This window comes from Vibrio sp. B7, assembly GCF_963888765.1.
GTDB lineage: Bacteria > Pseudomonadota > Gammaproteobacteria > Enterobacterales > Vibrionaceae > Vibrio > Vibrio anguillarum.
Genome location: NZ_CAWPKR010000012.1, coordinates 1 through 21,212 on the forward strand (window position 1 = coordinate 1; position 21,212 = coordinate 21,212).

Genomic DNA, 21,212 nt, shown 5'->3' on the forward strand with positions numbered 1-21,212 from the left:
GAATCCCTCAACAGCGTTATTAGAAAAGCGATTAAGAAGCGCAAGCTCTTCCCAACGGATGAATCAGCTAGAAAGGTGATCTACCTGGCTATCCGAGATGCTTCCAAGAAATGGACGATGCCGATCAGAAACTGGCGACAAGCTCTAAACCGCTTTATGATTATGTTCGAAGACCGACTCACTCAATACATGTAACCCTGACAGTTACACAGAATTATTTACAGGGTCATACAATGCCGCTCACCTTAAGTGAACGGCATTAGTGTACTTGCCCTGCTTTCTCCTTCCTCCTCCTCCTCAGTCTTCGTCGTCGTGCGTCCGTCGTCATTGGGCAATATACGGTGACCGTAGAAGTGATTTAGGGCGGTGAAATTCCGCTTCCTCGCGCTCGACTAATCAGAGATTAGCTCGCACTGTGGCGAGCGGCAGAAATCAGGCATGTCATTTTTGACGTACTGAACCGGTAGGTATGTCATTTGGTGGGATGAGTGCGAATTATATTACGGGCTTCGATGGTAAAGCGATTCTCTATCCTAGTCATCACGGCCAGCGTTGCACTGACCGGATATTGCCAAGTCTTTCGCCCACCCTTGACTGCTCTCAGGCCAGAGGCAAACCCTCAACATAACTCATAACCATAATACGCACTCTGATTTGTTAACCATAATAGTAATTGAAACCATACATCCAAATTTCCATTTCACAGTGAAATCACACCTTACTCATAACTCTGCTGCATTGATTTGTATCCGTATGTATTTCTCTGGAACTTTATATTTAAATTTTTTGCCTATCTTAATTTTAGATTTTGCTTTAGCGCAGATTTGATAATCACCGTTTGTCCCAACGCCTACAATTTCTGCATAACTTTGAACATGCTTCATTTCGATCATCACGTCACAATATCCATCAAGCTTAGATCTATATTTTTTAAGAGCTTTAAGTGTTTGCTGTTTTATTGATTTCGCGACAGGATTACTTTCTGAATCGTCGGCATAACCCTTTGAACAGAAAACTACTATCAATAACGAAATGATAACTACACAGATTTTTTTCATCGTCGAGAACCTTTACAGAGACTTCAATCATGATATCAGCGAGTTATAAATGGACGATGTGTAAAGTTGATCGTTTCGACGATGTTCGTTTTTTAATGAAAACAATCTGTAACTTAAGAATGGCAGACTCAATGTGACTTCTTGGTTCGTTGCTCTTTTGTATGAAATCCCTGATGAGGAAAAACATTGCGAATACGCTGTTGAATTTTTTTAGGTACGTCTTTAGAAAAAACCAACTTAACACCCGTTCTCTGCTGGTAAACTTTTAGTTCGCCGCTCAAGCCTGTCTTTTCAGCAATCTCAGTCACATTATGTTTAAAACTTGGAGGGAAATGACCTTTAACTTGTGCTATGACACCATCTTTGAATTTAACTCTCAATACAGGCCGATCAACAGCGACTAACCAAAAGATAACTGCAGCAGCAGCCAGAATGACATACAACATTTTTATCTCCTTCTTATTCAGACAGTAATTTACTTAAATCTTCTTTTAAACTTGAGACAGTTCTACTCGCTTTTTCGCTACGAGATGCTTCACTTAACAGGTATTCAATCGCGTCAGACAAAGTGCAACCAAGCTCATTGGCTCGATATGATAGTTTTTCCCACACTCGATAATCGAGATCGATAGATTTCTTTCTGGTGTGTAGTTGCTCAGCATTAAAGTGGCGCTTGCGTTTGGCTCTAATTGCTTGCTTGAGTTTATTACTCAGTTCAAGTGACATGTGCTGATCAATCCACCCAAGAACCAGATTGGGTTCATGCTCTATTTTTTTTAACTGTTCAATTGCAGCTAGAGCTTCGCTTTTGTCTACATAACGAGTGATTGTTTCGCCATCTTTCCACTTATTAATTAAGTATTGCCACTTCCAACCCGATTCCAAATTTTCAAGCTGTTGATATTTCATAACGTAAAATCCATGCCAAGTTAGGGTGACAGCGTAACCCACCATCGTTCAGAGTTCAATTTTTGGATTCAAAAAAGCGAACAAGATCAAGCATAATAATGGAGCTGTTAGACATTGCTATTTTTCTATATAATCTGGCTTCTTTTAATAAACACTAGATTTCAATGACTCAAAATATTTGGCGTTCAGTCACACCTCAGTATGATCAATTCCACTCGCAACTAGCTCAGTACCCTAGTCTATCTCCGGTAACATTACTCGACACTCAGCCCAGACTAGCAACCGCTATTCAGCAGTTTGTTCAATTGAAAGGTTTTACACGAGTGATGTTGATCAACGCGCCAGATAACTCAATCTATCGTCAATTAGTCAGTCAAAAACTTCAAGTAATAAAGCCAAACTCGCACGTTATTTGTACGGAGTCCCTCGATATGGGGACTATCTTTGGCCAATACCGCGCTGAAAATGGGCTTATCACCAGCGAAATTCCTGGCTTATTGGATAAAGCCAATGGTGGTTATCTCCTGATCTCCGCTAATATGCTGTTGGCTAATCCTAAAATGTGGCCGTTATTAAAAGCGGCAGTATTAGGCGAAGATGTAAGCCCCATTAATTGTGATGCTAAATCACCACACCCCTCACCAATCTCTAAAAGATATGAGGTCAAACTGATCATTTTAGGTGATAGGAACCAGTTAGCCGATGTCGACTATTTGGATGCAGACGTCCGCTCAAGCTTTTGTTTCTACACCGAATTAGAGTTGGACCTGAAAATTGATGAACAATCGATATTGACCTATCTCGCTTATTTACGTTGGATATCTGAAGAATACCAACTCCCTACACTGACTGAAGATGCCATTCCTGCTCTTATGACCGCAGGTGCCCGTTTCACGGAAGATCAACATTACACACCGTTATGTGTAATATGGCACAGAACACTCATAGAAGAAGCGGCCTTAGAGTCAAATCAGTATCCGATTACTAAATCTCATATCGAAAGTGCCTTAGACAAACGCTATTATCGAGAGTCTTATCTGCAGCAACGAGCACTCGACGATATACTTGATGGACAAGTCATTATCGAAACTCAAGGCGAACAAGTCGGCCAAGTCAATGGATTAACGGTGATCGATGTTGCTGGCCATCCTCTTTCCTATGGTGAACCAGCCCGTATCTCATGCGTTGTGCACTTTGGTGACGGTGATATTACCGATGTCGAACGCAAAGCCGAGCTCGGTGGTAATTTGCATGCAAAAGGCATGATGATAATGCAAGCCTTTGTAAGCAGCTCAATGAACCTTGACGCACCGCTTCCCTATTCGGCCTCGGTTGTCTTCGAACAATCATACAGCGAAGTGGATGGCGACAGTGCATCACTAGCCGAGTTATGTTCTTTAGTTAGCGCTTTATCTGAACATCCCATTAACCAACAAATCGCTGTGACAGGTGCGGTTGATCAATTCGGGCGAGTTCAAGCTGTTGGCGGGCTAAACGAAAAAATTGAAGGCTTTTACCATGTGTGTAAGCATCAGGGATTCACGGGTGGACAAGGCGTCATTCTACCAAGAACAAATCTAAAACATCTTGCACTTCATAAAGATGTAGTCAATAGCATTAAAAATGATGAATTTCATATTTGGCCAGTCGCTACAGTTGATGAAGCCGTACCGATCCTTATGGGTGCGTCATTCAGAGGCGATGACGAAGAAAGCATCATTAATAAAATTGCTCAACGTATTGAAAACTTTGAAAGGCATGACCAATCACACAGTATTGCAGAGCGCATTAAAAACTGGTTTGTGTAGCACTGATCGGAGTTGTTTAGCGTACACGTGTTCCCTAATATGCACCCTATCAAAAATTGGAGTAACTGATAATGCAGAATAAACGAGATTCATATAATCGTGAAGACTTACTAGCCTCTAGCCAAGGTGAGCTTTTTGGGCCTGGCTATCCTCAATTGCCAGCGCCAAATATGTTGATGATGGACCGCATCACCAAAATGTCAGAAACCGAGGGCGAGTATGGTAAAGGCCTTATTCTTGCTGAGTTAGATATTACTCCTGATCTATGGTTCTTCGATTGCCATTTCCCTGGCGATCCTGTAATGCCTGGCTGTTTAGGTTTAGATGCGATGTGGCAATTGGTTGGTTTCTTCCTTGGCTGGGTTGGTGGCAAAGGAAAAGGCCGGGCATTAGGTGTTGGTGAAGTTAAGTTCACAGGTCAGATCCTACCAACAGCAAAAAAAGTAACTTACGAAATCACGATGAAACGGGTTGTTAACCGTAAACTTGTAATGGGCCTAGCTGATGGTCGCGTTCTTGTCGATGGCAAAGAGATTTACGTTGCAAAGGATTTAAAAGTAGGTCTTTTCCAAGATACTTCTGCTTTTTAATGACGTTAAACTATTCATAAGCGACTCATAGAGTCGCTTTTTTCTCATCAAAACACTTAGTTATAGTGCCTTAGAGTGGCTTGAATACTAAAAAGCCCCTTCCGGGGCTTAAATCCTTTTGCATGTATGTGGGAGTTTATTTGTAGAGACCAGCTTGTTTGTCATCTCTGGCATCGCGCCAACCACCTAGCCAATATGAACGAGCGTCCGTTTGTTGATAAGGGCAAGCCTCTACGGAACGTCCGTTTAAGCCAGCTTTATACCCATGAGACTGTGCTCTTTCAAGGCGATCACGCTTTTGTCTCTTCATCATAGTGTAGTCCTCATACAGTAACTTGTGTCTTACATACAACTATTAAATCTACATGGCATATCTGTTACGCCACAATTAAGAATTGCTCAAAAATTCGACTTTCTCAAGTTACAAAAAAGGCGCAGATTCTAAATTGTGAACTTGCGCCATTCTTTACACTATTTAATTATTTTCTGCGGAACCCAAAGAGAGCAAGTAGTGTCAGAGTAATCCACCCCATACTACCGCCTTTACGTTCAACGGGTGGAAGTGCCGTGCTGCGGACTTCAATATCGCTAGCCGCCGCGCCAGCAATCGGGATCAGTTTAATCGCGACAACGCTTTCACTTCCAGAAGTACAGTATGAGTTATGGGAGAAATCGTCATAGCCACCAGTACATTTAAATGCACTTGCTGCAATCACACCATCATCGTTGATATCTGAGGCTTCAAAAATACGGAACTGGTTATTATGTTGTGAGTAAGCCCCACCGTTGGTTAGATCATCTAACCACCAACCTTGGTTCTGGAACAATGCCATTCTTGCTGCATTACTCCCTGTACCGTTGAAAGGATAGATAAAGCCACGATGACGACGTTGTTTGCCTCCATCTTCACGACCTTTTTCTGCATCGATTTGACCGACAATTTCATTGAAATTGTTGATCGCTTTCGCTTCACCGCCAGCACCAGTAAAGAAAATTCCACCTGATAGATAGTTAGCTACAGGCGTTCCGCTATTAACATCTGCCACGAAAATACGGTTTGCTGCTGCGCCGCTTTCAGGTTTATCGCCTCGACGTTTTGTTTCACCGATCACGATTAAATGGTTATTAATATCTGTCGCTAATGAGTTGGAGTAAATCACATCTCCATCCACTTTCAGTTCTGTGCCAGTAATAACCTTACTACTCCACATATCATGCTTAGAAGTTGTTACGTCGTAACTTGCATTAGGATAGAATACTGTTGCTTGCATTCTAAAAACATTATCATCGCGATAGGTATTAAAACCAGCCATAACCGGCTTGTTAGCGTAACTGCCAGATGTAGGAATAGCAGCGCCTCTTACACTTGCTTGTGCAGAGTATCCGCTACGGTTTGCTTCAACATCACCGACCCACCCTGTTACGCGGTAACTCGTCGATGTAGATGCTGTATCCCACATATAAGCTTGCGTTGCAAATGCAAAATTTTGACACTGACGAGTTAACTGTGGATCGAGACCATCACTCACACAAGTGTTAACATCGCCATTGTAGTCTTTGTTATCATCATCACCATTACCCGTTAAATAAGGGCTAACTGATGCACTACCAACCACGAAATTATGGGTACCATCATTGAATACATCATAAGCGAACGTCCGACCCATTTTTTCAACAATTTTATTATTTGTGTCTTTGACAATTGTGGTGTCTGTTGGTGGATTTAAAATATTGCCATTATAAAAACCACGTTGACGGTAGCCTAGAGCGTAATTACTCCCAGACTGTGTGTAACCGCTGCTCGTAATACCAAAAGCATAAGTACCGTCTAACCCAGTTAAAACGGTATTCTGAGTATTTGCAATAGAGCCAAAAGTCAAAACAACTTGCGATGAATTAACAAAGGCCGCTGCATTTTTTAGATAACTACCATTATCCCAAGCATCACGCTCACGCTTCAAACCGCCAGTTTCAACATTGTTGTACTCAAAACCGTGCCACTGCTTATCAGCCCATGCGTCACAAGTAGAATAACCGAGTTCGTTAGAGCAATAGCTTTTGAGATCATCAATATCCTGATAAACAAAACGATTATCCATTTTGAATGGCACTTCATCACGATAGGAAATGCCATCAGAACCATTGAGCGTATCGCCACCAAACGCAAAAGTATTACAGCTATTTCCGGCCGTAAAACAGCCTAATGGATGCGATGAAACCGTATCTTTTTGTATTGCCCTTCCATAATATTCATTAGCTGATACGTTACTGGGTGTCACTTCGACAATTTGGTAAAGTGCAGCATGAGCTTGAGTGGCAGCCAGAATACTGGCCGCAATTACGGTGATTTTAAATGTTTTACTACTCATTAATAATCTCTAACTTTCCTGTTGCATTGCTTCGAGCTCTTCCCAGCGCTCGAAAGCAATTTCAAGCTCCTGCTCTTTCGCAGTTAACTTATCTAAAACGGGCTGTGTTTTATCTGCTGATTGCATGAAAAACTCAGGATCGTTCACTTGCTGTTGAAGCATTTCAATATCATTCTCAAGTTGCTCTAACATTGCGGGCAACTCATCCATTTCTCGCTGCAGTTTATAAGATAACTTTTTAGGTTTTGTCTTAATTGGCGCTGTTTTGAGAGTTTCCTCAACCACTTTTTCTTTATTGCTGACATTTTCAGCAACTCGTGACTGCAAAACCTGAGCTCTTTGTTGCTGAGCATCGTGATAACCTCCAACAAATTCTTCAATTTTGCCATCGCCTTCAAAAATCCAACTCGTTGTTACAGTATTATCAACAAATTGACGATCGTGGCTGACAAGCAGCAATGTGCCTTGGTAATTGGCAAGCAAATCTTCTAAAAGTTCCAAAGTTTCGATATCTAAATCGTTGGTTGGTTCATCCAAAATCAATAAATTATTCGGTTTGAGGAAGATACGAGCAAGCAACAGTCTGTTTTTCTCACCACCAGATAGCGCTTTTACAGGCGTTCTCGCACGTTTAGGGGCAAACAAGAAATCTTGTAAGTAGCTTAATGCGTGCCGTGGGCGCCCAGCCACCATCACTTCTTGTTTTCCGTCAGCTAAGTTGTCAATTACCGACTTCTCAGGATCGAGGATCTCACGGTACTGATCAAAATAAGCAACTTCAAGTTTGGTACCGCAATGTAATTTGCCACTCTGAGGTTGTAAATCACCCAACAGCAGTTTCAGCAGCGTACTTTTACCGCATCCGTTAGGGCCAATAAGTGCAATGCGATCACCACGCATGATATTGAAACTGAAGTTCGAGACAATGTTTTTGCCATCAATGCTATAGCTAATATCCTTCGCTTCGAAGACAATTTTTCCTGAACGCGCAGCGTCATCGATTTGCAAGTTTGCTTTGCCCTGTACCTCACGGCGATCATTACGCTCTTCTCTTAGCTTCTTGAGTGCTCTTACACGCCCTTCGTTACGAGTACGACGCGCTTTGATGCCTTGGCGAATCCAAACTTCTTCTTGGGCCAATTTCTTATCAAACTCGGCATTTTGCATCTCTTCTACGCGCAAGGCTTCTTCCTTGGCGACAAGGTACTGATCATAATCACCAGGAAACGAGCTGAGCTTGCCGCGGTCAAGATCAACAATGCGTGTCGCCATTGAGTGGATGAACGTCCGGTCATGCGATACAAAGATGATCGAGCCTCTAAAATCTTTCAAAAAGCCTTCGAGCCATTCGATGGTGGTTACATCAAGGTGGTTAGTCGGTTCATCAAGCAAAAGGACATCAGGATCACACACTAGTGCTCTTGCAAGAGCCGCTTTACGCTGCCATCCACCGGATAAATCCGTTAGTTTGGTGTGGCCATCCAGTTTCAACGCCGCCAGAACATTTTGAATACGTTCTTCAAAACGCCATGCCCCTGTATGCTCTAGCTGCTCTTGAATGCGAGATAACTTATTGATATTACTTTCACTTGGATCGACAACGATGAGATCCAAAAGATCTTGATAGATCTTTAGATACTCACCAACTTCCGCTAATCCACCAGCAACATAATCAAAAACGGTGCCGGCTTCATCTCTAGGCGGATCTTGTTCTAATCGAGAAACAACAACATCTTGTTCTATCTGCATTTTTCCGTCGTCCATGATGATTTCTCTCGCAAGAACTTTCATCATAGTCGACTTGCCTGCACCGTTCCGGCCGACGAGACAAACTCGTTCATTTTCTTGCAATGCGAAATCTGCATGATCGAGTAATGGGTGGTCACCAAATGCTAATTGACCGTTATGGATGGTAATTAATGCCATTATTTTCTAACCAATGAAGTAATGTTTGTTGGTCAAAGGGCCAGCTCAGTTCGGATTCTTGGTATTTAAGAACCGGAATGGTGACCCCGTAACGAGAGAAGAGCGCATCATCAAATGCAATATCAACAAGTTGTACTTGTTCAGCAATGTTTGCCTGCTGAACAAGCTGAAATGCCATCTCACAGAGATGGCATCCTTCAGTACTGTAAAGCGTGAACAACTTCATTCCCTATTCACTGCGTGCATGGGAAATGGTCCAGCAGTTGTGGATCTGCTTATTGCGTTCAAAATCCAGTGGCAATGTTTGCGCTGAAATATTTTGAGCAACTAAACCAAGCTCAGCTAGCGCTTCTAAATCCATTTTAAAATGTCGTTTATTGTTTGAAAACACAATCGTACCTTCTGGACGTAGGATACGTTTTAAATTTTCCATCAACTTAATATGATCGCGTTGTACATCAAATGTGTGTTCCATACGTTTGGAATTTGAGAATGTCGGCGGATCGATAAATATCAAATCAAATTGTTCTTTTGCAGTCTCTAACCATTGCACACAGTCGGCTTGTTCAAAGCGATGCTGGTGTCCAACTTGACCGTTGAGCTTTAAGTTGTCTTTAGCCCATTCTAAATAGGTTTTAGACATATCAACCGTCATGGTTGATTTTGCTCCACCGCAAGCAACATGAACGGTTGCAGAGCCGGTGTAAGCAAATAGATTGAGGAAATCTTTACCCTTTGCCATTTGCCCTAAGCGACGGCGCGTCAATTTATGATCAAGGAATAAACCCGTATCGAGATAATCATGTAAATTGACAATCAGTTTAACGCCATACTCGTTCACTTCCATTGTCTCAGAAATTTGCCCTAATTTTTGATATTGAGAGCGCCCTTTCTGTTTTTCACGAACTTTGAGTACCACTTTATTTGCTTCTGTTCCGGTGACTTGAATCGCGGCACGAATGATATCTGTTAAACGGCGTTTCGCCTTTTCTTCTAGAATATCCTTAGGTGCGGCGTATTCTTGGATCACTAGGTGGTCGAGATAAACATCGATCGCAACATTGTATTCAGGCAAATCAGCATCATAAATACGATAGCAATCTAGTGATTCACGTTTCGCCCACTTACCAATTTTCGCAATATTTTTCTTTAAACGATTCGAAAAATCAGGAGCGATCACCGATTCTTGAGAAATAGACGCTCCCGGTTCTACCGTGCGCAATGAAATTGAGTAGTTCTTTTGGTGACAAGGTAACGCACCGTTATTTAACTTAAACTGCTTTTCAGCGCGCATACGCAAACAACTGAGTAATTCGTCAGAGCTTGAGAAAATCGACGCTTGGCAACCGCCAAATTCAGCCTTTAATTGACCACCAAATGCCGTGTATAAAGCAATCAAACCAGGATGTGTACCTAAACGTTCACCATAGGGTGGATTACAGATAACCACACCATCCTCAAACCCTTCAGGACGTTTGATCAGTGCCGCATCACCTAGCTGGAAGGTAATCAGTTCTTCAACCCCTGCGCGGCGAGCGTTATCTTTCGCGGTCTGCAGCACTCGTGCATCGTTATCAAAACCAAAGAACTTACAGTCAACCTTCTTGACACCACGTCTTGCTTGAACATTGGCCTCTGATTTTATTTGCGCCCACAGTTCTGCATCAAAATCCTCTAAAGCTTCGAAACTCCACTTTGGACGCTTGAGACTGGGGGCCATACCAGCAGCTATCATGGCCGCCTCAATGAGCAAAGTACCAGAACCACACATTGGGTCGAGCAGTGGCTTCGCTTCACTCCATCCACTACGCAAAATAATAGCCGCTGCTAATGTTTCACGAAGTGGTGCTCGCCCCGCTTCGGTACGGTAACCGCGCTGATGTAAACCACCGCCCACCATATCAATCCCTAAAATGGCTTTATCTTTATGCAAGCGTACATGGACACGAAGATCTGCATGATCTTTATCGATCGAAGGGCGCGGTAAGTTCTTTTTGGTGAAACAGTCGACAACCGCATCCTTTACTTTCATCGCGCCGTACTGACTGTTGCGGATTTCGTTATTTGTGCCGTTGAAGTCGACAACAAACTTTTTCGAACTATGAAAATGATTAACCCAGTTCACTGAACTTGCTGACAAGTAAAGATCCATATCATTTTGGCAGGTAAATTCAGAGAGGACGCGAACAAATCTTGATGCTAGACGGCTCCACAAACAACAGCGATAAATCTGCTCTTTCGACGCTTTAAATTTTACCCCGGCCTGCACGGGTTTTGCGTCCGTAATCCCTAATTTGGTTAGTTCTTCAACTAATAGGTTCTCAAGACCGTTTGAGGTAACCGCTAGATATTGATTCATACTGCTCTTTTACTGATAAAAATGACCACGCATTATACCTGACAATCCCACGCTTGAGTAAAACAAAGTGTCTCTTTCACCTTCTCAACCATTCAATTGCTTAACTACTCGCCAATTTTACAAATAGACAAGCTTCGAGCATTGCAAAAACATCTCACTAGATATAGCAAGGCCTACGGGATAAGTGAGTATTTATTCACCGCATAATTGGACTATACCAGATTGATTTTTGTAGTGTAAATTAATTACAAATGAGCTAAAAATGGGAATATGTCGGTCATTTCTAGCAATGTAGACACTGTTTATAACGTCACTTTTGAAGAAAAAAACATCAGAATCCTGAACAAATCTCACATTTAAGATCGAATTCAGACGGATAGGATTGAGTTGGGGAAAAGCTCTAGGCAAAAAAAATCGGCTATTAAGCCGATGGGAAATGAAACAAAGGAACGAAACGTTGTGCTATTAGGGAAAAGTTAACTCACAAGAGCAACGTGCTCTTCGAGCAAAATATGATTGGCGCAAGCCATACGGTCATGCATAACCTTAATGACCTGTCCGAATTCCAGCTGTTTGGAACCATTCAGTATGAACGCATCCAAATCGACTAAGGCGCAAAGACTAGCGCAGTCCCCTACCTCAAGTACGATGAAATAACCTTGGCTGTAGCCGTTGACCAACCGAACAATGTCACCTTCACTCGGTTCAAAACCGTAGCCTTGATGATCAAAAAACCAACTTTTAGGCTGGACAGGTTTATGAAAACGCTTAGCGGCAACACAATAGAGTGCTAATTCGGCTTGTCTTGGCTCACTTAAACCTAAATAGGCAATTTGCTCTTTGTAGGTTTGGAAAGCACTCGCATCATCGACTGAAAAATGATTCTCAGCAAAAGCACAATCGACGAGCAGATTACGGTAAAGATTGGTCTTAAAAACCATCTCATCACCAAGGTACAACATCAGGCAGCTTTCGCTATCTGAATAATACCAACTCCATTTGTCACTTGGTTTAAGCATCGTTCCACTCTCTAATTTTAATGAATTATCAAACTATTAGGTAAAACGCTTAATTACCTTTGCCAGCTATTGAATGTAATTTTAAGAACAGAAATATAAAAAAAAAGAGGAAATGAATAACTCATTCCCTCTTACTTTGACCCAGTCACTTTTTATTTTTCTGAGTAAATACCTTTAAATCGCACTTATTTACAGGTTCTTGACAATATCTCTCACTAAACCTGGGCCGTGGTAAATGAATCCTGAATAGACTTGTACTAGTTTCGCGCCCGCCAACATTTTTTCTTTTGCAGCGATACAAGAATCAATACCACCCACTCCAATAATGGGCAGCTTATCACCCAACTCTTGGTACAAGCACTTAATCACTTCAGTACTTCTTGATTGAACAGGACGGCCACTTAACCCACCCGCTTCATTCGCGAATTTCATACCTTCCACCAGCGACCGATCCAATGTGGTATTAGTCGCGATAACGCCATCAATATTATGCTTGAGTAACGATTGGCAAATTTGTTTAAGTTCGTCATCAGAAAGATCGGGAGCGATCTTTAATGTTAACGGAACGTATTTATTATGCAGCTTAGCCAATTCAGATTGCTTCGCTTTCAGTACGGCAAGCAAATCATCCAATGCCTCACCATATTGTAACGTTCGTAACCCAGGAGTGTTGGGGGATGAAATGTTCACTGCTATGTAACCAGCATATGGGTAGACTTTCTCCATACAAATAAGATAGTCATCTGCCCCATTTTCAATCGGTGTATCTTTATTCTTTCCAATGTTGATACCGATAATGCCGTCATATTTAGCTTTCTTAACGTTCTCAACTAGGTTGTCGACACCTAAGTTGTTAAAGCCCATTCGATTGATAATACCTTCCGCTTGGATCAAACGAAATAAACGCGGTTTATCGTTACCAGATTGAGGACGTGGAGTCACGGTACCAACTTCGACAAAACCAAACCCCATTGCACCAAAAGCTTCTATGCATTCCCCATTTTTATCTAGGCCAGCGGCCAAACCTACAGGGTTTTTAAAAGTTAAACCCATGCATTCGACTGGGCGATTGGGTAAGTGTTGACGATAGAAGAGATCAAGAGGAGTGCCTGTGAAACGTTTAAAGTTTTCAATGGCGAGATCATGTGCCTTTTCGGCATCAAGTTGAAAAAAGCCAGTCCTGGCTAAGCGGTAGAGCATTGTGCCTCCGAAATAAAAAGCCCCGTATAAACGGGGCGTTATTATTTACTCATTTGCCGCACAATTCAAATTTAAAAGTACTAATTCTCTTAATGCTACTGAGAATTTTGCAAATTCATGTACTGCACCAACTTTAAATTCGTTGAGGATACTCTCCCAGCGCATTAAGGACACTTCATTACTAGCAATCCATTCATCCAGTGCTTTCATTACATCGAGTTCTTCTGGCGCACAAGTACAATTCAATACTTGCGCAGTGAGTTGACGCTGCTGCCAGTCTAAATCTTCACGGAATGCAGCGCGAGCTAGTGCTTGCCAGTTGTTATCCACCGCTTGGCCGTTAATCTGTTTCAAGAACCAGTGCAGTGATAAACGATCACCCAAGTTAAAGTAAAGCTTAGCTGTCTGAGCAACGGTCTTACCTTTATCACGAGCCACTGTGGATATATCCAGTGCTGAGTACAGGCTTGATAAACGAGCAACGTAGTTCGCCAGTTCTGAGTTAATGCCTTTATCAATCCAGACTTGAGCCATGGCATTATGCTCTGCAACCTCTTCAGCAACGAGCATATTGTCTAGTTCAGCGGAAACGGCATTGACGTCAGTTTGATAAAGCGCAATCAAATCTTTGACCGATTGTTTGCCTGAACGATTACGCAGCAACCAACGAGATAAGCGGCGTAAGGTTCGGCGTACTAAGAAAATCACATCGTACTGTGCATCGGCTTCTGCTTTATTGTCGAGTAAACGAACCTGCTCAAGAACACGGCCTAAACCATAGATTTCTCTTGCCGCAGTGTAAGCATTGGCAATATCGACAACATTCGCACCAGTCTCTTCTTGCAGACGGGTCACGAAATTACATCCCATTTCGTTCACCATCTGATTGGCCAGAGCCGTAGCAATGATCTCTGCACGAAGTGGATGCTGTTGCATGTGCTGAGAATAATTACGACGTAACTCAGTAGGGAAATAGTTGATCAACTGCTGTGAATGGAATTCATCGTGTGAAATCTCTTCACAAGCCAATTCCTCTTTCAACACCATTTTGCCGTATGCCACTAATACCGATAGCTCCGGACGGGTTAATGCAAATCCCTGCTTCTCACGCTCAAGCAAAGTTTCATCATCTGGAATGTATTCCAATGCTCGGTCAAGATGCCCTGCTTTTTCCATAGCATGGATGAAACGAATTTGCTCTTTAACTAACGATACACCCTGTTGCTCAGTGACAGAAATAGCTTCAGATTGAGCGTAAGCATCTTCAATAACGATGCCTCCTACTTCGTCTTCCATCGACTCTAAGATCTGATTACGTTGTTTGACGGTAAGATCACCATTCGCCACCAAGCCATTCAAGAAGATCTTAATATTAACTTCATTATCCGAGCAATCGACGCCACCAACGTTATCAACAAAGTCGGTATTAACACGACCACCAGTTAATGCATACTCAACACGTCCAAGTTGAGTCATACCTAAGTTACCACCTTCACCGATCACTTTTGTACGAAGATCGCGTCCATCAATTCTTAGAGCATCGTTAGCACGGTCACCTACATCAGAATGGCTCTCTTTCGATGATTTAACATAGGTGCCGATGCCTCCGTTCCACAGAAGATCCACTTCCATTTTCAAGATCATTTTAATCAGCTCATTAGGCGCAACAGAAGCCTTCTTAGTGCCGATCATTTTTTGAATTTCAGGCGTTAAGGTGATCGATTTCGCTTTGCGAGAGAAGATGCCACCACCTTTTGAGATCAACTTTGCGTTGTAATCTTCCCAGCTAGATCGTGGCGTGTTGAATAAGCGATTGCGCTCTTCCCAACTTTTTGCTGAATTTGGTGTTGGATCGATGAAAATATGCAAATGGTTAAACGCTGCTTGCAAACAGATGTGTTTAGACAGCAGCATGCCATTACCGAACACATCTCCAGCCATATCGCCGATGCCAATCGCTGTGAAATCTGTGGTTTGGCAATTAATGCCCATTTCACGGAAGTGGCGCTTGACTGACTCCCATCCCCCTTTTGCTGTAATCCCCATGGCTTTATGGTCGTAACCATTTGAACCACCAGAAGCAAAAGCGTCACCTAGCCAGAAATTGTATTCTGCTGACACTGAGTTAGCCAAATCGGAAAATGTTGCTGTCCCTTTATCCGCGGCTACAACTAAGTAAGGGTCATCTTCATCATGACGAACGACATTTTTAGGTGGAACGACTTCACCTTCAATAATATTGTCGGAAACATCGAGTAATGCACGAATAAAACGTTTATAGCAGCGTTGTCCCTCGGCAAAGATCTCATCACGCGTGGTAAACATGTGCTGTTTCTTACACACAAAACCACCTTTTGCTCCCACAGGAACAATAACGGTATTTTTTACCTGTTGCGCTTTCACTAACCCTAGAATCTCGGTACGGAAATCTTCTTGGCGATCAGACCAACGTAATCCGCCACGTGCTACTTTACCACCACGTAAATGAACACCTTCAATATCAGGCGCATAAACGAAGATTTCGAAAGCCGGCACAGGAGCTGGAATTTCAGAAATCTCTTTCGGTTTCATTTTTAAAGAAAGCCAAGGTTTGATCTGATTGTTTTCATCCAGCTGGAAGTAGTTAGTACGGATCGTTGCACTGATCATCTCCATATAACGACGAATAATACGATCATCATCCAAGCTATCAACACGATCTAACTCTTCAGTAATAGCGTTAATAAGATCCGTTTGCCCTTTTTGAGCCCCTTTGTGTTTAGGATCAAACCGCTTTAAGAATAGTTCCACCAGCCCTTTTGCTACATCTGGATAATGGCTGAGTGTATCTTCAATATATTGTTGACTGAATGGGAAACCCACTTGGCGCATGTAACGCGCATAAGCACGAAGAATCGAGACTTCGCGCCCCGTTAATGAAGCACCGAGTACTAGTCGGTTGAAGCCATCACTCTCTAATTCACCAGCCCAAATAGCCGCAAATGCTTGTTGAAAACGATCTCTCGCTTCTCGAAGATCGACACTCTTATCGCTCTTATGCAGCATTGAGAAATCTAAGATCCAATACGTTTGACCATTTAACTTGCGTACTTCATAAGGTGACTCTCCGATCACCCTCAGCCCTAAGTTTTCCAACATCGGCATCACATCAGAAAGATGGATTGGCTCGTCACGGTGATAGAGTTTTAACCGCACCGCTTTTGAATCGGCCGCTTCTTCTTGTGGGCGATAGAACAACATGCCGAGTTTGTGCTCTTCATCTAAGGCTTCCAATCGCTGGATATCATCCACCGCTGAACCCGGCATCATGTCTTCTTTGTAAGAGCGAGGGAATGCACGCATGTATTCTTTCGATAATGGCAGCCCTTTACTCTCTCCAAAGTTTGCTACGATCGCATCTGATAAACGATCATCCCAAGTTGATGATGCTTCCATTAAATTTTGCTCTACCGTTTTTACATCGACATCCATGTTGTTATTATCAACACGTACGATGTAGTGTGTTCTTGCCAATGGGCTTTCTGAAAAATAAGTGGTGAACTCAACATCTTGCTCACAACCAAAGTACTGTTTGAAAATTCGTTGCGTTTGGCGGCGAAGCTCGGTGTTATAGCGCTCTTTGGTCACATAGACCATGCAGCTGAAGAAACGACCAAACGGGTCTTTACGAACAAACAGACGCAGCAAATCCCTATCTTGCATTTGCACTACGCCCATCCCCACTTCTAACATCTCTTCTTCACGTGCTTGCAGTAACTCATCACGAGGATAGTTTTCTAGAATATTGTGCAGCGCTTTATAGGAATACGAGCCTGCACGATAACCGCTGGCTTTTAGGATACGTTCTACTTTTTCGCGGATCAGCGGAATAGTTTCGACACTTTGGTTATACACCGCCGAGGTATATAGACCAGTGAAACGATGTTCACCGATCACTTTACCTGCCTTGTCGAACTTTTTAACGCCGATATAATCGGTATAAGCTGGGCGGTGGATACGTGATTGGGTATTGCCTTTAGTGACAATCAATAAAAAAGGCTTTTTGGCTTCAAGGCGCGCAGAATCAGGAAAGTCAGATAATTTTACGCTGCGCACACGTTTTGAATCAGAAAATAAACCTAACCCTTTTTCTGCTGTTGGTCTCAGTTCAGTATCGCCTTCGACCGTCACGAGGTCGTACTCTTTGTACCCCATGAAAGTGAAATTATGATTTCCCATCCACTTTAAGAATTTGATGGTTTCTTCGTAACGATCACTTTCTACAGGAATGAACTCTTTTTGTGTCTCCAATTGCGCAATCACTTGCACCAGTTTTTCTGACATTGGTTGCCAGTCTTGCACCACTAAAGCTGTATCGCTCAGAATACTAAGCAACTCATTTTTCAACTGTGTCATCGCTTCTTTGCTGCTAAGGCGGTCGACTTCAATATGAAAAAGAGATTGCAGAACACCCTCACCTTGGTTTACCGAAGTAATAACACCGTTATCGGTGCGCGAGATTTGCGTTGGACCATTGAGCATGAGGTGTGACGATAAATCCAAACGGCTGAGCGCCATTTTAATGGAGTCCACAAGAAACGGACTATCAGGGATTACTATTTCAACAATCGTGTGCGTTGACTGCCAACCTTGGCGGCTTACTGTCGGGTTAAATACCCGCACTGAACGCTCCTCTGGGTTTTTCTCGTTAATATGGTGCCATAGGCTAACTATTGCACCATATAAGTCAGATTCATTACGTTCAGTCAGATCATCTTTCGAAATGTTACTAAATAGATGTTGAGCAAGTTGGGTCACGAGCGGTTGATGAGCAAGATCGAGTTTGTCTTGAATCAGTTTGTACACTTTTTCAAGCAGAACTGGCACTAAAGTTTCACGCGCAGTCATAGTAGACTCCAAGATTATTATTTTTGTAGGGTATGCGGTAAGCATAGCGCTTACCATTGGTAATGCTTGCTTTATTGTAAAAGCTTTATTGACAAATAGTTAACAGTTTTAGGGCAGGTCTGAGGTGAAATGTTTGAGAATGTGATTAAGATTCCTATTTAAATATCTAGAAAATCAGCAGCTCACAGAGTTTCTAACTTTACAAACTTGTTATTTTGGTCAGTTGTCAGCCGAAATCGACCTTTTACTCCAATTTGGCTAAGAAATGGACGAAATCGAGATGCGGGTAGCTGAAGGCGTAAACCTTGATCTGTGTAGACGTGTACAGAGCTTGCTACACCAGAATAGTGCGCTAAGTAAGTTTGATAAGAAATATTGAGAGTAAAATAGTATTGCTTCATAGCCGTTAACCAAAATAGAGCGAGGAGACATATCTATCACCTCGCTCTTAGTAGAGTTAAGATCCTTAAGATTCGAGCGCTTTTGTTACTTTTTCAAAGAGATCCCGAGCTAAATTATCCATTGACTTCAAAGTCTCCAACTCCGATTTCATCATTGCTTGACGAGTTTCATCGTAGAGCCTGAATTTAAGTAAAGGATCAATTAAACGCGACGCAACTTGGGGGTTACTATCATTGAGTTCACGCAGTATCTGCCCTGCAAAACGGTATCCCTCACCCGATTTTGCATGGAAATTAACTGGGTTTGCGCTGAGGAATGAACCAATTAAACTGCGAGTACGATTTGGATTTTTTAAGCTAAATGCTTCATGTTTCATGGTTTGTTGAATGGTATCCAAAACACTTGGCGCGGGGTTAGTCCCTTGCAGTGCAAACCATTTATCCATCACCAATCCATCGTGTTTCCATTTATTGCTGTAATCATCCATCAGTGCTTGACGGCACATAAGCTGTGCACTATTCGCAGCGCTCATAGCGGCGATGGTGTCAGTCATGTTGTTGGCGCTGTGATACTGAGCCAGCACCAAATCATTGCCTTGGTCGGTATAAGCTAAATAAGCAAGGCAAGTATTGCGCAATGCTCGTTCACCAATTGCACTGTGTTCAATGCTGTATGCTGTCTGTTTTAAACTGTGGTAAACCGCATTGAGCTCGTCTTGCAATGCGTTAGCAAGCTGTACTTTCATCGCTTTAAGTACGGTCGCTATGGCATCAACATCCACACGTTTATACCAACCTGAAACCTCATTATGGCTAGGTAATGAGAGCATTTCCGCAATAAAAGCAGGCTCTAGAGCCTCACTAAGTAACACACCACGGAATGCATCAACTACCGATTCTGGCAAATCCGCCGCCTTACCCGACTGCACTCCAAACACATTGCTACGGATATATTTGGCTAACAACATTTGGCCTGCATCCCAGCGAGCAAATTCGTTACGAGCATTGACCATCAAGAAGATAAGCTCATCATCACTGTAGTCATACTCCAGTTTCACTGGTGCTGAAAATTCGCGCAACAAGGAAGGGATCGGTTTCTCTGGCACATTTTCAAACACGAAGGTCTGCTTGGCCTGTGTTACGTTCAGTACATTAGAGATTCGCTTTCCGTTACATTGTAACTCAATTACATCACCATGAGCGGTGTATAACTCAACATCAAAAGGAATATGCAGCGCTGCTTTCTCTTTTTGCTCGTGCGTTGGTTCGGTTGTTTGCTCTACGGTTAAGGCATAGGTTTTCTGTTGTGCGTCATATTCAGTGCTCACTGAAACAATCGGTGTACCAGATTGGCTATACCATAAACGGAATTGGGTAAGATCGACGCCTGAAGCATCTTCCATCGCTGCTACAAAATCTTCGCAGGTAGCGGCAGTGCCATCATGACGCTCAAAATAGAGCTTCATTCCTTTTTGGAAATTCGTTTCACCCAATAACGTATGCATCATACGAATCACTTCACTGCCCTTTTCATAGACAGTTAATGTATAGAAGTTATTCATTTCTATCACTTTATCGGGACGAATTGAGTGTGACATTGGGCTGGCATCTTCCGCAAATTGTGGCCCGCGAATAATGCGCACATTATTAATGCGATTCACCGCTCTCGACCCTAAATCAGACGAAAATTCTTGGTCACGGAATACCGTTAGGCCTTCTTTTAAGCTTAATTGGAACCAATCACGACAAGTGACGCGGTTACCAGTCCAGTTATGGAAATATTCGTGGCCAATCACCGCTTCAATACCTAAATAATCAGTATCAGTAGCGGTTTTTTCATTGGCTAACACAAACTTAGAATTAAAAATGTTGAGCCCTTTATTCTCCATCGCACCCATGTTGAAAAAGTCAACGGCAACGATCATGTAGATGTCGAGATCATACTCTAAACCGAAGCGTTCTTCGTCCCACTTCATTGCGTTGATAAGTGATGTCATCGCATGAGAAGCGCGGTCGAGGTTACCTTTATCAACAAAAATCTCGAGGGCAACATCGCGACCAGACTTGGTTTTATATTGATCACGTAATACGTCAAAATCACCCGCAACGAGAGCAAATAAGTAAGCAGGTTTTGGATGTGGATCTTGCCACTTCACCCAATGACGCCCTTCTGCGAGATCGCCATGTTCGATACGGTTACCGTTACTTAATAAAAATGGGTAATCTTTTTTGTCAGCAATCACGGTCGTTGTGTATTTTGCAAGAACGTCTGGACGATCGAGGAAGTAAGTGATGCGACGGAAACCTTCCGCTTCACACTGCGTACAGAACGCACCACCCGATTTGTATAACCCTTCTAGTGCAGTATTCGCTTCAGGGTTAATCAGTGTCACGATCTCCAATTCAAACTCTTGAGGTAATGATGAGATCGAGAGCCCGCTTTCAAGCAGCTGAAAATCTTGCCATTCGGTGCCATTCACTTTGAGCGATTTCAGCTCAAGGTTTTCACCATCCAGCACCAATTGGTTATTCTCTTTTTGCTGCTTAACGTGAGAAACGGCAGTCACTGTGGTGTTGCTATCAAAGAGATCGAATGTTAATTCGAGATCCGTAATGGTATGTGATGGAGATTGATAATCTTTGCGATACTTGGCTTGAGGTGTATGAGCCATGTCGGAATCCTTGT

The 21,212-nt window shown here is 42.7% G+C and carries 16 protein-coding genes; 3 read left to right on the forward strand and 13 right to left on the reverse strand.

The window, feature by feature from the left end; translation table 11 throughout:
• On the forward strand, positions 1–195 hold a 195-nt coding region (locus tag AACV32_RS07195; RefSeq protein WP_170895706.1), incomplete at its 5' end, for a transposase.
• A gap of 527 nt (positions 196–722) precedes the next feature.
• Here AACV32_RS07195 and AACV32_RS07200 read toward each other — a convergent pair.
• From AACV32_RS07200 to matP, 3 genes are all read right to left on the reverse strand, one after another.
• Complete coding sequence (locus AACV32_RS07200; protein ID WP_096036355.1) at positions 723–1,058, reverse strand: hypothetical protein; 336 nt, start codon at positions 1,056–1,058, stop codon at positions 723–725.
• Positions 1,059–1,186: 128 nt separating this feature from the next.
• Positions 1,187–1,504, reverse strand: a complete 318-nt coding sequence (locus AACV32_RS07205; RefSeq protein WP_094165508.1) for a DUF3634 family protein — start codon at positions 1,502–1,504, stop codon at positions 1,187–1,189.
• 13 nt (positions 1,505–1,517) lie between these two features.
• Positions 1,518–1,967, reverse strand: coding sequence for a macrodomain Ter protein MatP (gene matP / locus AACV32_RS07210; RefSeq protein ID WP_026027109.1), 450 nt, complete (start codon positions 1,965–1,967; stop codon positions 1,518–1,520).
• 164 nt (positions 1,968–2,131) lie between these two features.
• On the opposite strand from matP, the gene AACV32_RS07215 reads away from it, so the two are divergent.
• Positions 2,132–3,775 carry a S16 family serine protease gene (locus AACV32_RS07215; protein WP_017044702.1) on the forward strand — a complete coding sequence of 548 codons (1,644 nt, stop codon included), beginning with the start codon at positions 2,132–2,134 and terminating at the stop codon, positions 3,773–3,775.
• 71 nt (positions 3,776–3,846) lie between these two features.
• Entirely contained in the window at positions 3,847–4,365 is a 519-nt protein-coding gene (gene fabA / locus AACV32_RS07220; protein ID WP_013856904.1) for a bifunctional 3-hydroxydecanoyl-ACP dehydratase/trans-2-decenoyl-ACP isomerase, read from the forward strand.
• 136 nt (positions 4,366–4,501) lie between these two features.
• Here fabA and rmf read toward each other — a convergent pair whose 3' ends face one another.
• From rmf to pepN, 10 genes are all read right to left on the reverse strand, one after another.
• Entirely contained in the window at positions 4,502–4,675 is a 174-nt protein-coding gene (gene rmf, locus AACV32_RS07225) for a ribosome modulation factor (RefSeq protein ID WP_010320553.1), read from the reverse strand.
• 169 nt (positions 4,676–4,844) lie between these two features.
• On the reverse strand, positions 4,845–6,734 hold the full coding sequence (locus tag AACV32_RS07230) for a DUF3466 family protein (RefSeq protein ID WP_170895707.1): 1,890 nt from the start codon (positions 6,732–6,734) through the stop codon (positions 4,845–4,847).
• Between the two features lie 9 nt (positions 6,735–6,743).
• The gene (locus AACV32_RS07235) at positions 6,744–8,660 is read right to left on the reverse strand and encodes an ABC transporter ATP-binding protein (RefSeq protein ID WP_094127630.1); all 1,917 of its coding nucleotides are present in this window, start codon (positions 8,658–8,660) and stop codon (positions 6,744–6,746) included.
• Positions 8,638–8,886 carry a glutaredoxin family protein gene (locus AACV32_RS07240; protein ID WP_013856908.1) on the reverse strand — a complete coding sequence of 83 codons (249 nt, stop codon included), beginning with the start codon at positions 8,884–8,886 and terminating at the stop codon, positions 8,638–8,640. The genes AACV32_RS07235 and AACV32_RS07240 overlap by 23 nt, the downstream gene beginning before the upstream one ends.
• Positions 8,887–8,889: 3 nt before the next feature.
• Positions 8,890–11,019: a bifunctional 23S rRNA (guanine(2069)-N(7))-methyltransferase RlmK/23S rRNA (guanine(2445)-N(2))-methyltransferase RlmL gene (gene rlmKL / locus AACV32_RS07245; RefSeq protein WP_170895708.1), complete on the reverse strand. Its 2,130-nt coding sequence runs from the start codon at positions 11,017–11,019 to the stop codon at positions 8,890–8,892.
• A gap of 476 nt (positions 11,020–11,495) precedes the next feature.
• The gene (locus AACV32_RS07250; protein WP_010320557.1) at positions 11,496–12,038 is read right to left on the reverse strand and encodes a cell division protein ZapC; all 543 of its coding nucleotides are present in this window, start codon (positions 12,036–12,038) and stop codon (positions 11,496–11,498) included.
• Between the two features lie 189 nt (positions 12,039–12,227).
• Complete coding sequence (gene pyrD, locus AACV32_RS07255; protein WP_013856910.1) at positions 12,228–13,238, reverse strand: quinone-dependent dihydroorotate dehydrogenase; 1,011 nt, start codon at positions 13,236–13,238, stop codon at positions 12,228–12,230.
• A gap of 45 nt (positions 13,239–13,283) precedes the next feature.
• Entirely contained in the window at positions 13,284–18,125 is a 4,842-nt protein-coding gene (locus tag AACV32_RS07260; protein WP_017044697.1) for an NAD-glutamate dehydrogenase, read from the reverse strand.
• Positions 18,126–18,307: 182 nt separating this feature from the next.
• On the reverse strand, positions 18,308–18,526 hold the full coding sequence (locus tag AACV32_RS07265) for a DUF2835 domain-containing protein (RefSeq protein WP_088728837.1): 219 nt from the start codon (positions 18,524–18,526) through the stop codon (positions 18,308–18,310).
• 65 nt (positions 18,527–18,591) lie between these two features.
• Entirely contained in the window at positions 18,592–21,198 is a 2,607-nt protein-coding gene (pepN, locus tag AACV32_RS07270) for an aminopeptidase N (RefSeq protein WP_170895709.1), read from the reverse strand.
• Between the last annotated feature and the right edge of the window lie 14 nt (positions 21,199–21,212).